The organism is Proteus sp. STS61-E, assembly GCF_040932335.1.
GTDB lineage: Bacteria > Pseudomonadota > Gammaproteobacteria > Enterobacterales > Enterobacteriaceae > Proteus > Proteus mirabilis_B.
In genome coordinates this window covers 737,537-754,403 of record NZ_JBFQGE010000001.1, presented here as the reverse complement: position 1 = coordinate 754,403, position 16,867 = coordinate 737,537, and the positions used below count along the sequence as shown (strand labels likewise).

The window sequence follows — 16,867 nt, the reverse complement described above, 5'->3', positions numbered from 1 at the left end:
GAAAAATGACGGCAATATCTGCCGCCAGTTCATCGGTGGTTAATTCGCTTGGGAATCGGGCATAACCGACTTCGGTAATAAAAAATTGACCACCTGCACACTCAGGTTTACCAAGTCGCCCGCGGCTAAAGACAGCACATCGTTTTTGGTTAGCGTTGGCATAGTAATGCGCGGTAAGACTTGCATCATGCTATCAACATCCATATCCATTAAAGGCTGTAAACGCACACCGCGCAATGCCCCTGAATTGGGTTTAAGCACGGTCACTTTGTCGATTTTGGTTTCACCACGCATAATCGGTTGTTCTAAGGTCACCGTGGCTTGGTCACCATTGACAACAACCCATTCAATTTGCTCTTGGTTTTGTTCTTCGATTGGCTCTTTCATGTTCTCTTTCCGCATTTAATTAAAGTCCCAGCGCGTCACGCTGTGCTTGTAATAGGTCTTTACCGTCCACTTTTTCCACCATATTGACGATATCAATCTCAATGATTTCTTGACCGTCCATCACTAACTTGTAGTAAGTGGGTTTTACAGTGACTTTGGTTTGTGTGTTATCGCCCGACTTCCAGTTACCCGGATCGATTTCGCTATAACGACCACGGAGAACTACTTCAACGGCTAATGTTTCCCCTGTATCATCACGTTGATAAGCACCACAAAAACGCAATTGCACCGCATCAATAGTGGATGCGCCCCATTGGCGGTAAACGTCAATATCAGCACCGCCGAGGGTAAACTCACTATCAAGCGCACCATCATCAAGGCCCATATCAATTTGCACCGAACCATTCATACCGCCCCCGCGATAGGCTTCTAACTTGCGGGTGATTTTGGGTAATGTGAGTTCTTCTGCAACGCCCACATAATTGGTGCCATTCATAAATAAATTAAAATTCTTTAGCTTGCGTGGTAACGCCATGATTTACCCCTTGATTTTGTTACCGAAATCCATCAGGTATTTATCGGTAATACGCTGACGTAACATCAGATTTTCCATTGGTGGCACTGGCGTATAGTCATAATCCAGTGTGAGCTTGCCGTCTTTGAGTTCTTCTTTGCTATTTGATGTCGGGTCATACCAACATTCACCGCCTAACAAATAGCCCTGACTGACCAGTGAACGTAATTTTGCATTGATGGTTTCAACAATATCTCGCACTAAAGATGGCATTAACGGTTTATCAATCGCCCACATTTGCCCTTCTGCCATGGTGTCAGCGAGGACTTGCGCGCTACGGGTGTAAGACTCAAAGGCAAACAGCGGATCATCCGAACAGGTACGCGACCCCCAAAAACGAAAACCATCACGGCGGATAAGTGTAGTGACGCCTTTTTCATTCAGTAAACCGGCATCAGTGGCGGGGTCTTGCAAATCCCAATAGATATCTTTAGAAATACCGGTCACGCCATTAACGGTGATATTGGATAGTGTTTTATGCCAGCCAATATCATTGTCTAACTTGGCACGCAGACCTAACGCACGCGCCGTGGCATAAGCGGTTGATTCGCTATTGGTGGTGCTATCCCATGAGGTGAAATCAGGGAAAATAACCATTAATTCACGCTGACCAAAGTTGTCACGGTACTTGATTGCTTCGCTGATATTTTTACAGTCGTAAGCCGAAACATAACCAAAGGCGCGGAGTTTTTGACAAATGACCGCAATCTCATTGGCAACGGCTAATGTGTCGTGACCTGGCGCGCCAATAATGCGAGGCTTAATACCGTGTTGAGATTGAGAGGCTAACAGCGCTTGTAATCCTGTTTTTAGCCCTTCTTCGGTGGTGCCACCGATAATATTGGTGGTGGTTTCCGCTTCGCTTTCGCCTTGTTCTACACGCACCACAACGGTGATGGGTTTAGCCTGATCGGAAATGGCTTTTAAGGTACTGGCTAAGGTGCCAGTTTTCCCTGCTTTACCGATAGCTTGTGATACATCGGTCAGCAAGACGGGTTTGTTTAAAGGAAAGGTTTTTTCGTCCGCATCATCAGCGGTGCAAACCACGCCAACAATAGCGGTGCTGATAGTGCGAATGGGGCGGGTGCCTTCGTTAATTTCAATAACGCGCACACCGTGATGATAATCTTGTGCCATGCTCACGGACTCCTATAACTGTGTCCGTGTAGCATGAAAAATTAGTGAGAAAATTGCACGAAAGCGGGATTGTTTGAGGGTTGGTACAAATAAAGTTAATCTTGAACCCAGACTTCAATTATTCCCCATGATGTATCGTCACAACGTAAAGTTTTTCCATCTGAAGATGTCACGACAAAAAGATGAAACTCTTTATACCAATTAATGACAATACCAACATTAATTTGATTTGGAACTTGTATTCCGCCCCCAAGATAACTATTTTGATTACCTTTAATATAAATCGTTTTTCCTCTAACATCTTCTGAAACAGTAATTGTGCCGCCTTTTGACCAGCTATTCCCAGACCAAATTTTTCTAAAATTCTGCCCCGTTCCTTTCTTTTGATATCGTGCATCACCCTGTGCTTGTGTTAAAGCCCCCACATCACTCGCAGTTAAATTAATATCTCCGCTCAATGGCTTACCATTTACTTTACGTGTATTAGGCACCCGTCCATTGGCATTATTGTTAGCATTATTAGCAGCAGTTTGTGCATTAGATGCAGCAGTCTTTGCCTCATTCACCTGTGCCGGTGTCGCGGCACCCACATCACCCGCCGTTAATGTAATGTCTGCACTCAGTGGCTTATTGTTCACTTTGCGAGTGTTAGGCACTCGCCCATTAGCGTTAGTGTTGGCATTATTTGCGGTGGTTTGTGCTGCATTGGCTTTGCTTACTGCATCGTTAGCGGTTTTCTGTGCGGCATCCGCTTTGCTCACACCACTGTTTGCTGTGGCTTGTGCATTGGATGCGGCGGTTTTGGCTTCGTTGACTTGTGCCGGCGTTGCTGCACCCACATCACCCGCCGTTAACGTAATATCAGCACTTAATGGTTTGTTGTTCACCTTACGGGTATTAGGTACTCGCCCATTGGCATTAGTGTTAGCATTATTTGCGGCTGTTTGTGCTGCGTTGGCTTTGTTTACAGCATCGTTAGCGGTTTTCTGTGCGGCATCCGCTTTGCTCACACCGCTGTTTGCTGTGGCCTGTGCATTGGATGCGGCGGTCTTGGCTTCGTTCACTTGCGCCGGTGTTGCTGCGCCCACATCACCTGCCGTTAAGGTAATATCGGTACTCAATGGTTTATTGTTTACTTTGCGAGTGTTAGGTACGCGACTATTGGCGTTCGTGTTAGCGTCATCCGCTGATTTTTGTACTTTATTTAAACCCGTACTTAATTCGGCTTTGGTGGCATAAAGCTTAGCCACTTCCTCCAATGTCTGTTTTGAGGCACTTTCAATGGCATCATTGACAAATTCACGGGTCGCCAATATCACCGAGGGGTCAACCTTTAACTCGACTGACTCGGTATGACTAACGGTTAATATCATGCGAATAGTCTGTGTTCGCCCGCTTCCCTCTTGCAATTGGGGTTTATAGGTTTCGGGGCAATTACCTACAGCAATTAAACTGCCTTCATCATCAAATAAACCAATCTCACGTATCCAGTAACCGCCCTCATTTTCAGGGATCACTTGTTCAGCAATAATCTGGCTGTCGTTTTTTGGATCAACAAATAAGGTGTTTAATCCCGCCCAGCGTTTCTCACCCACGAGTTTAGTTTGTTGTGTATCAGGTGTTGGTAACGTTCCGCCACCGTCACCCACGGCCATTTGAGTAATTTTTAAGGTGGTGCCTAATGCCGTGGCTTTTGCCAATTTATTGGCACCAATCACCGTTAATAAGGCGAAAAATTTAGCGCTCATGTGCGACCTCAACTTTATCAATAATGTGTACTCCGACCGCCGTTAATGGCGCACCAGACACGGTAATTTCTTCTGCAAAATACGGGTAAACGGTCAACTCATCACCGCTAAACGTTGCAGCAGAGAGATAAAACTCACCTTGTGAATCAAGGTTGATAGATAACCCTAAGAGATGCCGACTAACAGGGCGCGCATCGGCAATCAAACGTTCTAATTCGTCATAAATTTCTTGGGTAATACCGTTTTCCTGCACACCCACATCAAGGCGAAATGTGCCCGGTGGGTCGTCAGTTTGCCACCATTCGGTGACTTTGATGATGTAACCTAATGGCTCAACCACACGCTTAAGTGCGCCAATGGTGCCCTTGTGTCGGTGAATAAACATCGAATCCCGTACTACTTGACGCTTAACAGGCTCCGACCAGTTTTCATCCCATCGATCAACCGACCAGGCCCATGCAAGATACGGCAGTAAATCAATGGGGCATGTGCTGGCGTTCCATAATTGGCGCAATGGCACGGACAAGGTTTGCAAGGATTGGCAAGCAATGGCGGCCGCCTTTTCTAATTGGCTACTGCCTGACGGTAATAAGCTATTCATCCGAGCCACCAATAGTTAAGGTGCTCTTTGTGCAATACGAGGCTTGCGTTTTATCCAGCACCACATCTTTGGTGGGCTGTTTTAATTCCACACGTTGCACACCTTCTACATGCAACGCGGCATAAATTGCTGACAGGCGAATATCACGCCCTAAGCGGTGTTGCTCTGTGATGTATTGCTTAAGACGTTGATTGGCTTCTTTGCGTATCGGCTCCGACTCTGGCCCCGGAAAAAGAAATAACGTTGCATCAATTTGATAAGGGATAATTTTGGCGGATTGTACTTTGATGCGGTCAGCAACCGGTCGCACATCTTCATCGTTTAACGCGTGCTCAACAATGCGTAATAATTCTTCGGATGCGGTGCCGTCAGCTTCGCGAGATAACACGGAAATAGTGACATTTGCCGGTGTTGGACTGATCGCGGACACATCGGACACCCGACCATCGGCACTACGGGCATGAAATTCATAACTGCCCACCGGCCCCGCAACACTTAGCCCCTCAAAAGCGGCGGGAATGCGTAAACGCAAATTATCGTCAGATTCTAAAATTGCCGGTGTGGGCGGAATGGTTTTGGGATTAGCGGGGCGTAACACTAAACGCGATAAATTATAATTCGCGGCTAATTGGTCTAAATCTGCCCCTCTCGCATACGCCACCATGACAGCACGGGCAGACTCATTAATTCGTTGACGTAATAGCAACTCACGATAGACATTTTCTTCTAACAGCTTGGTCAGTGGCTCAGACTCTAACGATAACGTGTTAGCAATCGCATCACGTAAATGTACTGGCATCGCAGCAATCAATGCCGTTTTGCGTTCACGCAAGAGTTGTTCTGCATCTAACGACTCAATCACATCAGGCGGTGTTAATTGGCTTAAATTAATCGTTGGCATTATGTCACCGGTAGAGAGAAGTTAATCGGTTGTTGGTTATGGGCGTAATAGCCGGTGATATCGACAATCACCTGTTCGCGTTGGCTATGAATATCAATGGCGGTCATCACAATGCGTGGCTCCCAACGATAAACCGCGGTGTAACACGCCGACATTAATTGCAGTCGCATCTTGGCGTTAACAGGGCCGTCAATTAAATCGGCAAGCAAACTACCATATTCACGGCGCATCAATCGGCTACCAATGGGTGTATTAAAAATATCTTTAATAGACTGGCGAACGTGCTCAATATCGGTAATACGTTCACCGGTTTGTGCATTCATGCCGAGATAGTTCATTGCGGTTGCCCTGTATTGCCGTCACCGGTGCGCACGCCACCGTGGGTATGAGTTGAAACCACTACACCATTGGAGGACATTTGCCCACCAATATGGGTAATATCGCCAGTCATCGTGCCACCTTTTTGTACCGTCAGTGATCCCGTGGTTAAGTTGTTGGTACAAATAACAGTAGGGGTATCTAAGGTGATTTTGCTTGTCGCGACACACGTAATGTCGGGTGATGTAACCGTGACCGACTCGCCGGCTTCAATCACGGCGGTTTTAATTCCTGTGACTATTAGCGTCCCTGTTGCTGGCTCATATTCAATCACAGCACCATCTTCATACTCATGGCGGTGCGCCGTTAATGAGGTTGATGGCTCCGAAAAATCGTCACTAAATATCGCCGGCAACACAAACGAGGTAGTTAAATCGCCACCGATTGACAGCAATAACACTTGTTCGCCGACATTGGGTGCCCACCATGATCGAGAGTTACCAGCACGCGCAGTAAGCCACGGACGCCAATCGGTTTCATTGTCGCCCGTTTTAACTCGACACCCTTTTTCTGCGCTGACATCAATCACAACGCCAGTACGGATCAGGTTTTGTATTTTTCGGATAAGTTCTGCGATATTCATACCCGCAATGTGCAACGGGAAATAAAAAAACTCACGGGGTTGGGATTGTTTCAAAGACAGGACAATTAACGGGAAAGGAATTCCAGTAATTGATTTTCGATATGTTTGATATCCGCCGGTGAAAAGCCTAATAGCTTTCTTTCAGGGTATTGAATTTCTAATGACTTACCCCGCACGCGCTCTTTTAAACCGTAATGATGCACGGCAGCAATGCCCGCAACTTGAGGGGCAAAAAAGAGATCAACGCCTTTATCATTAGCCGACATTCGCAAATAACGAGCAGTGGCTAGACGCTTAAACATGCGAGTCTGTTTATTGGGTTTTGCGGTGCTGATTTTGTCTTTTTTCACTTCAATAAAACGTAGAATATCGCGCTTATAAAAACTGCGTTCAGCTTTTTTTTCTAAATCGTAGCCGGTGATCACTTCACCTTTTTTCGTTTTGCGTAATCGCCAATTTTTTAAACTGCGTGGCTGTCCTTTCCAGACAAATTTCATTCCTCGTAAAACGGTAATGGTTGAGGCTTTACGTTTGGTGAATGCCGACCCATCGGGATTTTTTTGGGCACGAATACGTTGTAAATTGCTTTTGCGTAAATCACGGGCAATTTCACGGGCCAATTTTTTACGTTCATTGGGCGAAGCTTTTGCAAGCATGGTGGCTAACGCTTGGGTTAACGGGCTGAAATCATCAGCGTTCATGAGCCACACTCTCCCAGCTCTCAAACGGATCAGCCGGCTCTTCAACTGCACCGACAACCAGTTTATCTGCTTGCACATTAACGAGGACACGCTCAGTCAGCTTTAAATCAATACTGATACTGGCGGTCTGGTTACTATCAATAAAGGCATCAAAGGTAAAATGACTTTGGCGTTTATCGGGATTGAGGAAAATATCAGGCTGATGTTGTTCAATCCAACCAATGATCACCGCCATTAACACATCTTGGTCACCGGGATAATCATCAATAATAATATTGAGATTGTATTGATACTCATAAGATTGACTGCTTGCACCCGTTGCCACAATCGCCCCGCCGTCAATAAAGGTGTAGAGCCTATCGGGGTTATCCCCTAAATAGCTTACCTTTTTAATTAATGTATCACGCAGGTTTGCAGGCTTTTTCATGGTTTAACTTATTGATGTATTGTAATAATCGGTTTGTATAATCAATCAAATATTCTGTTTGAGCCTTATTCTCCGCCATCATTTCGAGGAGACGTAAATAATCTTGTTGAGCTGTTTTGGTAAGTCGTGCGGTGGTTGCATTACCCATGCCGGCGGTGGCGGTGGTGTGATTATCGGGGTTGGGGCAATCGGCTTTGATGTACACCCGTTTAGTATTATTGCGCAACTCATCATTAAGCCGGCTAATATCATTTTTTGCATCGGTTAGCGCCTTTGTGTGTTGTTTATCCAGTTCTGATAAACGAGTAAGTTCTTTCTGATAGTGCTCAATAGCATTTTTATGACTGATAACATTTTGCTTAAGGGCGAGGTTGTCACCCTTAAGCTGGCTATTCTCAGTGAGCAAGGCATCAAACTTAAATATCAGTAGCAAGCCCATCACGACCGCGACAATAATAAGCAGTACGTTCCTTTTCATCGTGGGATCTCAATATGAGGATAGTCAGGAAAGCGGGTTTCAACGGGTAAACTGGGATCACTTTTCCAGTTTTTACCAAAGCGCAATGTTACCCCCTCTTCATCTGCGGCTTGTTTAAAGGCTCTTAAAATCGGCTCAAAGAAATGTGGTTGCCATTCCATTCCCGGTTTAATCACAGAAGGTAAAATATCAATGGCATCGCCTGTTAAATGACGGCTGTTTAATGTTTTTGAAACACCCTTTTTGACGTTTTCTTTTTGCTTTTCGAGTGTGCGAACACCTTCAATCACTGCAAAGTCCACCGTAGAAATGTCTAACGCACGATAAGCAATTTTCACTAGCAGTGGGTTAACGCCAATAAGGTTATTTTTACTGCGCTGACTCAATGTAAACTTACTCACCAGCAACCTTCCTTAAGAATAACTTTCCGACTGCGCTAATAAATGCTGATCCCATCCAGCCCGCCATGCCCGCTATACCACCGGCAATTTCTGGTTGCCACTGAAAATAACTTGCACCGAATAAAATTAATGCCCCTGAAAACATGGAGACAATAATTTGTGCAAGTAAAATGGCAAAGCGGAACGGCTCCCCTTTCACTATTTTATTGGCATAACTGGCAATACCACCAAAAACCGCCATTCCGGCAATTAATAAGGCGGTAAACCAGTTAATATTACTTGGATCTTTATAGGGCATCTTCTTCATACCTTCCCCCTTAAAGGGGTTAATCCCAAAGTTGTAAAATCGGTGTGGTGCTGTGTTGTTGTGGCGTGTCCGGTAACTCAATCGCTGTGCCTGTGGGTAATATTGCCCCTAATTCAACAAGCCCCGGATTAGCTTCTAATACTTGTTCAATCATGCCGGATGACTGACCAAAGTAACGCCAACAAATATCATCTACGGTATCCCCTTGTTGGGTGTAAATCCGCATTAGATAAGCTCCACCGTGTTATGGGTTTCCCCTTTGATACGTTGTAAAGCCCACTGACCATCACGCCACACTTCATCAATCACTGGTGTCAGGGTGTCGGCTTTTTTATTGCCTTGTGCGGTAGTATCAATATCGCGATAACGTTCGATTAAACTTGCCTTTGCAAAACAGAACACGGCACGTTGATATAAAATCATCAATTCACTTTCACCGTTAATTTGTTCAGCAGGTACGTCTTTTAATGTTTTCGCAGATTGACCAATACGCCACTGATACAACTCTCGATTCACTTCAATCATGGCGTTCAGTAAGGTGCTTTTCAGTCGTTCCGGTGTCACCGTACCATCGACGCGAGTTTGCAATTGAAAATCACGAGTCTGAATATCAGGGAAAAAGCCATTATTTTTAATGGTTTCGTCTTTTTGTGGCACAGTGTTAGCAGAAACATAATCCATGAGAAAACCTTAAAATAGATGGGCGGTGGACGAAAGAAAGCGAGTTGCTTTTTCCGTGCCGCCCTGACGTGGTGTCACAATGCTTTTTCAGCGTCACGCTGGGCTTTGAGCACTTTATCGAGTTGTTTTAATTCGGTTTTAATCCCGACATTAATATTTAACTCTAAGGCTCGGCTTAATACGCAGTAGCTTTCTTGTGGGCGATTGTTATCGCGTAGCACTAACCCTAAAATTTTATAGAGTTTTGCCCTCACTTCATCGGGCATATCTTCATCATCGGTTAAGGCGCGTGTACGCTCTAACGTTGCTAAAGATACCGGTGATTTCACGGCATACGCTCGCATGGCCGAATCGGCAATTTCTTCTGCAATCACGGTGCCCGTGGTGCGGTTAACACCGGGGATCACTAAACGGTTAGCTAATGCATAAACGGCAATATCTAACGCTCCCTCATAATCCCCCGCATCAATTTTCCAAAGCAAAATCGTCATTAAGACATCATCTTGCACCCCACTACCACCAGACAGTGCCCCATCAACCCACGGTTGATAATTGGCTAATATCTTGCGTTTATAAGCCTCTTTGCGTTCGCGTGACTGAAAATGTTTTAGCTCTTTTTTATCTGTCGCAAGACGTAACAGCATCATGTGATAGCCTTTCGTATTGCGACTAACATGCCCACCCAATTGGGTGGACTGTTGCGCACTTAGGCTCATGCGGTGTTTTTCCCACGGAGATAACATTATTTCGCCTTTTTATTTTCAGCCGGTACTTCTTCTGTTACTGCGCTGTTGTCTGTATCTTCAGTGGTTTCGGGTGGTGTTTCTTCGGCATCTTCGCAAACGATATTTTCAACCAATGCCACACCGCGGAAATCTTCAACCACAAAATCTTCATTGACTGACTCGTAGTTTTCGATGCGATCGCGTTTTGCATTATCAAGCACTTGGCGACGACGAGAATCCGCAAGAAAATAAATCGACAAGTTATCAAGACGCGTGATAAAAAAGGCATTTTCAGGAAAGAACGGCGCACGTACAGCCGGTAAACCGCCAATACGTTTCTGACTGATAATGGTATCTGCTGCCAGCTTTTCGCTGTTGTTTTGGTCTTTATTAACCAGTGGAAAGTATTTATCTGCTAACAATTTACGCCCACAAATCACAACAAGCCCCGTATCGTCCTGATATTCTGGATCAATTGCCTTATCAATGGTGTCTTGGACTAACGCATCGAAATTTTGATACGCGCGCCCTTTACCAACATAAACAGGTTTGGCTGTTGTTGTACCGTCTTGTGTAATACTTCCCATCACATGCTCTGGCGCACGTTCACGGACTTTTTGTAACCAACCTGAATTCACATCTTGCAGTAAGGGGTATTTTTTACGATCAGAGTTATCGGCGCGGTGAGTACCATTAAAACCAATCATAATGCGGTCTAATGCCTGACGGCGGATGATTGCATCACGGATACGGGTTTGAAAGTCGGTAAACTTCGCCCACATATCAATTTTCGAATATTCAAGGTGGGTATCGTAATTGGTTTTCTGGCAAAGATAGCTGTTCTTTGTCAGCTTAATCGGATCGCTTGTTTCACGGTCTTTTGCTGTTGTGTCAGTGGTTCCCGCAATAGTCGAACCGATACCTAAACCAATGGCTTCACCGACTTGCTCATCAACCGGCACGATATTAATGTGCGTTAAAAACTCCGCCGATTGCTGGATCGTAGTTTCTAATTTTTGAGCAGCAGACGGTTCAATCGGTACTTTGGTATCGCTAAACTCTTGGGCGCTAACACCGTAAATTTTACCGAGTTGCGTCATATAAGCATTAAATTTAAAACGAGTTTCTTTTTTCATGGTTTGTTCACTACCTTAGCAATCCGTCAGCACTTCGCCGTTATTTTCGCCACCCGTTGCCGGCGGACGATGTGAGAACGAGGCGTCTGTATTTTCAAATTGGTTTTTTAATTCCGTGAGTTGTTGCGTGAGCGCTTTTACCGCCTCGCTTTGATCGGCGCTTTTTAATGCGGTAATTTCTGCTGAAAGGGTTTGCACTTCTTTGGCGCACAGCTCTACTGCCTGATGCACATCGGTAAATCGCGCATCATCACTGTGTTGTTTTTTAGAAAACATCTCTTTAATGACGCTAAAAAGTCCCGGCTTATCGCTTTCTGGTTTTTCGTCAGTAAATTCGAAATGCGTTTCTTCTGCGGCAGTAAAGACGTTATCTTTGCTTTGTTTGCGCTCTGAAAGTGGGCTACTTTGTGCATTGGCGCTAAATTGCAGCATTTCAGTGCCTAAACTCGCGGGGTTATCAGTCACTGCAAGACCGACCAGATAGGCTTCACCGGTATCTGAAAAACTCGGGTTAATTTCGACAGAGGTATAAACTTTTTGACGTTTTTTATTGAGTTCAATTAAATCAGGTGTCGGATTGATCACACCGTATAATGCCAACTTACCTGCCAGTGCCCCTTCTTTGATTTCCTCGGTATACACCGATTCCACATCACCAAAGCGTGGTGCCCATGAATAGTTATAGTGATCGATATTGACCCGCGCACCATAAACCGCGGGATCAAAGTTTTTCGCAATTTGGGTTAACCATTCGCGGTCAACTCGACGCCCGTCCGTTGTCGCCCCTTCAACACAAAGACGAACCGGTTTTGATTTCTTCGACATGCACACTACTCCAGACTGCATCCGTTTATTCGTTGGTCTGTATGTTGTCGGTTAAAAGGGGCGTTAAACAATGGATAAGGTTTGTTTGAGAAATGGCACAAAGGGAATGAAGCGAATCGGTGATCCTCGGTCAATAGACTAGCCGTAACTTAAGCAAGAAATAGTGATTGTGCAATGGCTATTACCGAAACATTTGATAACCGAAAAAAAGCAATGCACCTGTATTTTTCAGGTTACCGCATTGCCCGCATAGCGGAATCGCTAGGCGAAAAGGCGTCCACTATTCACAGTTGGAAACGCCGTGATAATTGGGATGAAATCAACCCAACCGAACGCGCAGAGTTAACCGTTGAAGCGCGTTATTGCAATCTGATTTTAAAAGAGAGCAAAGAAGGCAAAGATTTTAAAGAAATCGACTTATTAGGGCGTCAACTTGAACGCATGGCACGGATCAGAAAATATCAAAACGGTGGCAATGAAACTGACCTAAACCCTAAGATTGCTAACCGCAATAAAGGCGAACGCCGTCAACCAGAGAAAAACTTCTTTTCAGAAGAACAAATCGAAAAATTAGAAGATGAGTTTCGCAATACGTTATTTGAATATCAAAAGGTGTGGTATCGCGCCGGTCATCACCGCATCCGTAATATTTTAAAATCCCGTCAAATCGGCGCAACGTTTTACTTTGCCCGTGAAGCCTTTATTGATGCCCTGACTACTGGACGGAATCAAGTTTTCTTATCCGCCAGTAAAGCGCAAGCCTATATGTTCCGTGAATACATTATCAAAATGGCATTAGAGGTTGATGTTGAATTAAAAGGCGACCCACTGATGTTAAGTAACGGTGCAACGCTCTATTTCCTCGGCACTAACGCCCGCACAGCACAAAGTTATCACGGCAATTTATATCTTGATGAAACCTTTTGGATACCCAAGTTTCAAGAGTTACGCAAAGTTACTTCAGGTATGGCAATACAAAAACATTGGCGACAAACTTACTTTTCAACACCGTCAACCATGAGCCATGAAGCGTACCCGTTTTGGTCGGGCAAGCTGTATAATCGCGGACGCAAAAAAGAAGATCGTGTTGATATTGATATCTCACATGAAGCGTTAGTGAATGGGCGTTTATGTGAGGATGGGCAGTGGCGACAAATCGTCAATATTGAAGATGCGTTGCGGGGCGGTTGTGATTTATTCGATTTAGAGCAACTCAAAAAAGAGTATAGCCCAGACGAATATAACAACCTGCTTATGTGTCACTTTATGGATGATATCGAATCTCTATTCAACTTTAACATGATGCAAAATTGCATGGTGGATAGTTGGGAGGTGTGGGATGACATTCAACCGTTAGCCCTTCGCCCTTATGCCTATAATCCTGTTTGGGTAGGTTACGACCCCAGCAAAGGCGGTGAAAATGGTGATAGTGCCGGTTGTGTGGTTATCGCTCCGCCGAAAGTACCCGGAGGGAAATTCCGCATATTAGAACGCCATCAATGGCGAGGCATGGATTTTCGCGCACAAGCCGATGCCATAAAAAAAATCACCGAACGTTTCTATGTGGAATATATGGGGATTGATACCACCGGCTTAGGGCATGGGGTTTATCAGAATGTCATTCAGTTTTTTCCTGCTGCGCGTGAGTTTATTTATAACCCGAATGTCAAAAATGCTTTAGTCATTAAAGCTTATGACGTGATTAGTCACGGACGTTTAGAGTTCGATGCGCAGTGCGTTGATATCATTCAATCCTTTACTTCCATTCGCCGTACGACCACCGGAAGCGGTAACCGCCCTACTTATGAAGCCTCACGCAGTGAAGAAAGCGGACATGCTGACCTTGCATGGGCAACGATGCACGCCCTTTTCAACGAACCGTTAACTGGCACCACCGAGAACAGTAATAACATTGTGGAGATTTATTGATGAGCCGTAAAAATAAAAAAAGTTTTAAAGCACAACAAACGGCAACCGCCAATAACGGTATGGAAGCCTTTACCTTCGATAGTCCTGTTCCGGTGTTAGATAAACGAGAAATCTTTGATTATCTGGAATGTGCGCAAGTTGATAATTGGTACGAGCCACCGATTAGTTTTGACGCATTATCAAAGCTATTTCGTGCTACACCCCATCATAGCAGTGCGATTTATGTGAAACGTAATATCTTAGTGAGTACCTTCCAACCTACCCGCTTTCTATCTAAGTTAGACTTTAGCCGATTTGCTCTCGACTTCTTAACTTTTGGCAATGCCTATCTTGAACGGCGTAATAATATGGTGGGTAATTTATTAAAACTCACACCAACGTTAGCAAAATATACCCGCCGTGGTGTTGTCGATGATAGCTACTGGTTTGTACGCTATGGCTATGACTCACAACCTTATGAGTTTAAACCCGGTAGCGTGTTTCAGTTATATGAACCCGATTTAAATCAAGAGTTATACGGGTTACCGGAATATCTGGCGTCTACTATGTCAGTGCTACTGAATGAAGCGGCTACCCTGTTCCGCGTTAAGTATTATCGTAATGGAAGCCATGCGGGATTTATTTTATACATTAGTGATGCCTCACAAACGCCAAGTGATATTGATAAAATTCGTGATGCAATGAAAAATTCCAAAGGCCCCGGCAATTTTCGTAATTTACTTATCAATGCTCCGAACGGCAAGAAAGACGGCGTACAAGTTATTCCACTAAGTGAGATTGCAGCAAAAGATGAATTTATGAATATCAAGAATGTCAGCCGTGACGATATGTTAGCCGCACACCGTGTACCGCCTCAAATGATGGGGATCATTCCACAGAATACCGGTGGCTTTGGTGACGTAGAAAAAGCGGCAAAGGTTTTCTTTCGTAATGAGTTGGCGCCACTGCAAAGCAAGATATTACAGATTAATGATTGGCTAGGTGAAGAAGTGATTAAGTTTGATAAGTACACATTAGATGATGAGTAACCTCACCGCACAAAGAACAATACCGCCGACACTGGCGGTATTTTTTTACCTGTAAGGTATAAGGCGAATCCGCCTAATCCCCACCCTCTCAAATCCGTATTAAATACGCCTGTAATCTATTTTAAGCGTACGTAATTTATTTGATACCTAGATAACTTTATCTTGTTTTAATCGCTCTATGCGCTGGAAATTTGCGAGCAATAATGTTTTCACCCCCCTCAAAACGCAATCGTGACCCCGCCACGCCCGCGCACTAAATTGACCTCTTTTTATGCACCTGCATGAGTGCCACAAAAGCCTGTGATATCTGGCGCCTTCGAGAAACTTTGATCCTTTTTTGATCTTGCGCTTTTTACACTTTGTTGCATGATTTTTTCAGCTATTCTTGTCTTCAAAAACTATTTTATTATCCTTATCAAGGACAAATTTTTCTTCACTTTCTGTTATCAGTGAAGTTTTGTTCATTTCACATATAATCTTTTTTCTTACTCTTATTAATAATTCATCTTTTCTATTAGCAATACGTTTTTTAGTTTCACTAGCAATGTATAATTTACACTCTTCATACATCTCTTCCGTATTTAAAAACATATTACGTGTTAATTTATTATTATCATAATGTATATATTTTGAAATTAGAAATATATTATTTTCCAAACCTGTTTCATTACCCATATACTCTCTAAAATTATTATGTTCGAGCTTGTTTTCTATTATTAATCTTAAAATATCGCTTGTCTTTAATGGCGCTCTATCCAATTTGTTTGGTTTAAATTTGTAGTATATATCACCTTCGTAAGTAAATAAAAAAAACTCCCTATTACAAGCAGTGTCAGATTCATTAAAATTATTAGTCCATAACTTTAATAACTCACTTTCATAATCAATTAAACCTTCGATTTCTTTTTTATATTTATTATATTGTTTAATATCATAATTTTTTGCCAATTCATAATTAAATGAATATAAAATATCACTTGAATCACCTTCTGAATTATCATTTTTCTCATCAAGAAAAAAACCTTCAAACCCTATGTTTTCATTTATAATTTCATTTAATTCTTTTTTTATAACATTAGAAATAAATAAATTAATTTTATTTTCACTATAATCTTTAGAATCATACGGTTGCTCATAAAACTCACTAGTAGAAAATAATATTGTATCTCCTATATCATTAACATTTAAATGTTCAAAAAAATCGAAGTCTTCTAAATATTTTCGATAATCTTCAAAAATATTATTTTCATTTTTGCTATTTATTGCTACGAAATACAAAACATCGTTTCGAATAACACTTCTTACAATTGATGTATATTTCTTTTTTTCTTTGATCACTTCATCAGAATCACCTTGCATATAGAAATTTTCAGCACAATGTTTTAAAACTCTAAATAACATTCTCATATAAGGGCTAAATTTATAATTCAAATATAAGGTACTTGATGCTTGATTAATTGTCATTTTCCACATGATATTATTAGGAAGTGAACTATCTATTTTATAACGATTCAAGTTTTCCATCATTATTTTATGAGATTTATCATGTTGTTCTATTAATAGAGAAAACTGCTTAATAAAATCATCTTTTCGACTACTTTCTAATGATGATTGTAAAGATGTTTCTGCTATCTTTAGTGTTTCTTTATTATATTCTTTGGATTCTCTTAGGTTTTTTTCTGCTATCTCGACACTTTTAATTGCATTTTTCGTCGCCTGAGCTGTGCTACGAAAAACAAACACTGTTGCAATGGATCCAATACTAGAAAATATGACTCCCATTCCTGTGTATAACTCAATTATATTGATCACTTTGGGATCATAAACAACCCATAGATAAACTCCAGCACACACCCCTATAAATATTAATCCTACTAAAAAACGCCACATACTATTACCTTATATAGTTAAATCAATTTT

The 16,867-nt window shown here is 42.9% G+C and carries 21 protein-coding genes; 2 read left to right on the top strand and 19 right to left on the bottom strand.

Annotation, left to right across the window (positions count from 1 at the left end; genetic code table 11):
* Positions 1 to 39: 39 nt before the first annotated feature.
* From AB4J89_RS03570 to AB4J89_RS03485, 18 genes are all read right to left on the bottom strand, one after another.
* Entirely contained in the window at positions 40 to 387 is a 348-nt protein-coding gene (locus AB4J89_RS03570; RefSeq protein ID WP_368468102.1) for a phage tail assembly protein, read from the bottom strand.
* 19 nt (positions 388 to 406) lie between these two features.
* The gene (locus AB4J89_RS03565; protein ID WP_150024439.1) at positions 407 to 922 is read right to left on the bottom strand and encodes a phage major tail tube protein; all 516 of its coding nucleotides are present in this window, start codon (positions 920 to 922) and stop codon (positions 407 to 409) included.
* 3 nt (positions 923 to 925) lie between these two features.
* Complete coding sequence (locus AB4J89_RS03560; protein WP_368468099.1) at positions 926 to 2,098, bottom strand: phage tail sheath protein; 1,173 nt, start codon at positions 2,096 to 2,098, stop codon at positions 926 to 928.
* Positions 2,099 to 2,193: 95 nt separating this feature from the next.
* On the bottom strand, positions 2,194 to 3,846 hold the full coding sequence (locus AB4J89_RS03555) for a phage tail protein (RefSeq protein ID WP_368468098.1): 1,653 nt from the start codon (positions 3,844 to 3,846) through the stop codon (positions 2,194 to 2,196).
* Positions 3,836 to 4,447, bottom strand: a complete 612-nt coding sequence (locus tag AB4J89_RS03550; RefSeq protein ID WP_368468096.1) for a phage tail protein I — start codon at positions 4,445 to 4,447, stop codon at positions 3,836 to 3,838. Before AB4J89_RS03550 ends, AB4J89_RS03555 begins: the two co-directional genes overlap by 11 nt.
* Positions 4,440 to 5,348, bottom strand: a complete 909-nt coding sequence (locus tag AB4J89_RS03545; protein WP_368468094.1) for a baseplate J/gp47 family protein — start codon at positions 5,346 to 5,348, stop codon at positions 4,440 to 4,442. Before AB4J89_RS03545 ends, AB4J89_RS03550 begins: the two co-directional genes overlap by 8 nt.
* Entirely contained in the window at positions 5,348 to 5,686 is a 339-nt protein-coding gene (locus AB4J89_RS03540) for a GPW/gp25 family protein (protein WP_368468092.1), read from the bottom strand. Before AB4J89_RS03540 ends, AB4J89_RS03545 begins: the two co-directional genes overlap by 1 nt.
* Positions 5,683 to 6,309, bottom strand: a complete 627-nt coding sequence (locus AB4J89_RS03535; protein WP_368468090.1) for a phage baseplate assembly protein V — start codon at positions 6,307 to 6,309, stop codon at positions 5,683 to 5,685. The genes AB4J89_RS03540 and AB4J89_RS03535 overlap by 4 nt, the downstream gene beginning before the upstream one ends.
* Before the next feature lie 65 nt (positions 6,310 to 6,374).
* A complete protein-coding gene (locus AB4J89_RS03530; protein ID WP_115370542.1) occupies positions 6,375 to 7,010 on the bottom strand; it encodes a phage virion morphogenesis protein in 636 nt (211 codons plus the stop codon).
* Positions 7,000 to 7,437 (bottom strand): phage tail protein, encoded by a 438-nt coding sequence (locus AB4J89_RS03525; protein ID WP_368468087.1) that lies wholly within the window; start codon positions 7,435 to 7,437, stop codon positions 7,000 to 7,002. Before AB4J89_RS03525 ends, AB4J89_RS03530 begins: the two co-directional genes overlap by 11 nt.
* Complete coding sequence (locus tag AB4J89_RS03520) at positions 7,412 to 7,915, bottom strand: lysis protein (protein ID WP_368468085.1); 504 nt, start codon at positions 7,913 to 7,915, stop codon at positions 7,412 to 7,414. The genes AB4J89_RS03525 and AB4J89_RS03520 overlap by 26 nt, the downstream gene beginning before the upstream one ends.
* Complete coding sequence (locus tag AB4J89_RS03515; RefSeq protein ID WP_368468083.1) at positions 7,912 to 8,322, bottom strand: M15 family metallopeptidase; 411 nt, start codon at positions 8,320 to 8,322, stop codon at positions 7,912 to 7,914. The genes AB4J89_RS03520 and AB4J89_RS03515 overlap by 4 nt, the downstream gene beginning before the upstream one ends.
* Positions 8,309 to 8,623: a phage holin family protein gene (locus tag AB4J89_RS03510; protein WP_161710257.1), complete on the bottom strand. Its 315-nt coding sequence runs from the start codon at positions 8,621 to 8,623 to the stop codon at positions 8,309 to 8,311. The genes AB4J89_RS03515 and AB4J89_RS03510 overlap by 14 nt, the downstream gene beginning before the upstream one ends.
* A gap of 19 nt (positions 8,624 to 8,642) precedes the next feature.
* Entirely contained in the window at positions 8,643 to 8,849 is a 207-nt protein-coding gene (locus AB4J89_RS03505; protein WP_012368195.1) for a tail protein X, read from the bottom strand.
* Positions 8,849 to 9,304: a head completion/stabilization protein gene (locus AB4J89_RS03500; protein ID WP_368468081.1), complete on the bottom strand. Its 456-nt coding sequence runs from the start codon at positions 9,302 to 9,304 to the stop codon at positions 8,849 to 8,851. The genes AB4J89_RS03505 and AB4J89_RS03500 overlap by 1 nt, the downstream gene beginning before the upstream one ends.
* 74 nt (positions 9,305 to 9,378) lie before the next feature.
* Complete coding sequence (gpM, locus tag AB4J89_RS03495; protein WP_234566094.1) at positions 9,379 to 10,047, bottom strand: phage terminase small subunit; 669 nt, start codon at positions 10,045 to 10,047, stop codon at positions 9,379 to 9,381.
* Positions 10,047 to 11,165, bottom strand: coding sequence for a phage major capsid protein, P2 family (locus AB4J89_RS03490; protein ID WP_368468078.1), 1,119 nt, complete (start codon positions 11,163 to 11,165; stop codon positions 10,047 to 10,049). Before AB4J89_RS03490 ends, gpM begins: the two co-directional genes overlap by 1 nt.
* Before the next feature lie 15 nt (positions 11,166 to 11,180).
* Entirely contained in the window at positions 11,181 to 11,990 is an 810-nt protein-coding gene (locus AB4J89_RS03485; RefSeq protein ID WP_368468076.1) for a GPO family capsid scaffolding protein, read from the bottom strand.
* A gap of 174 nt (positions 11,991 to 12,164) precedes the next feature.
* Between AB4J89_RS03485 and AB4J89_RS03480 the strand changes: the two genes are divergently transcribed.
* A complete protein-coding gene (locus AB4J89_RS03480; RefSeq protein WP_134736419.1) occupies positions 12,165 to 13,919 on the top strand; it encodes a terminase ATPase subunit family protein in 1,755 nt (584 codons plus the stop codon).
* Positions 13,919 to 14,947, top strand: a complete 1,029-nt coding sequence (locus AB4J89_RS03475) for a phage portal protein (RefSeq protein WP_368468074.1) — start codon at positions 13,919 to 13,921, stop codon at positions 14,945 to 14,947. The genes AB4J89_RS03480 and AB4J89_RS03475 overlap by 1 nt, the downstream gene beginning before the upstream one ends.
* Positions 14,948 to 15,322: 375 nt before the next feature.
* Here AB4J89_RS03475 and AB4J89_RS03470 read toward each other — a convergent pair whose 3' ends face one another.
* On the bottom strand, positions 15,323 to 16,837 hold the full coding sequence (locus AB4J89_RS03470) for a hypothetical protein (protein ID WP_368468072.1): 1,515 nt from the start codon (positions 16,835 to 16,837) through the stop codon (positions 15,323 to 15,325).
* Between the last annotated feature and the right edge of the window lie 30 nt (positions 16,838 to 16,867).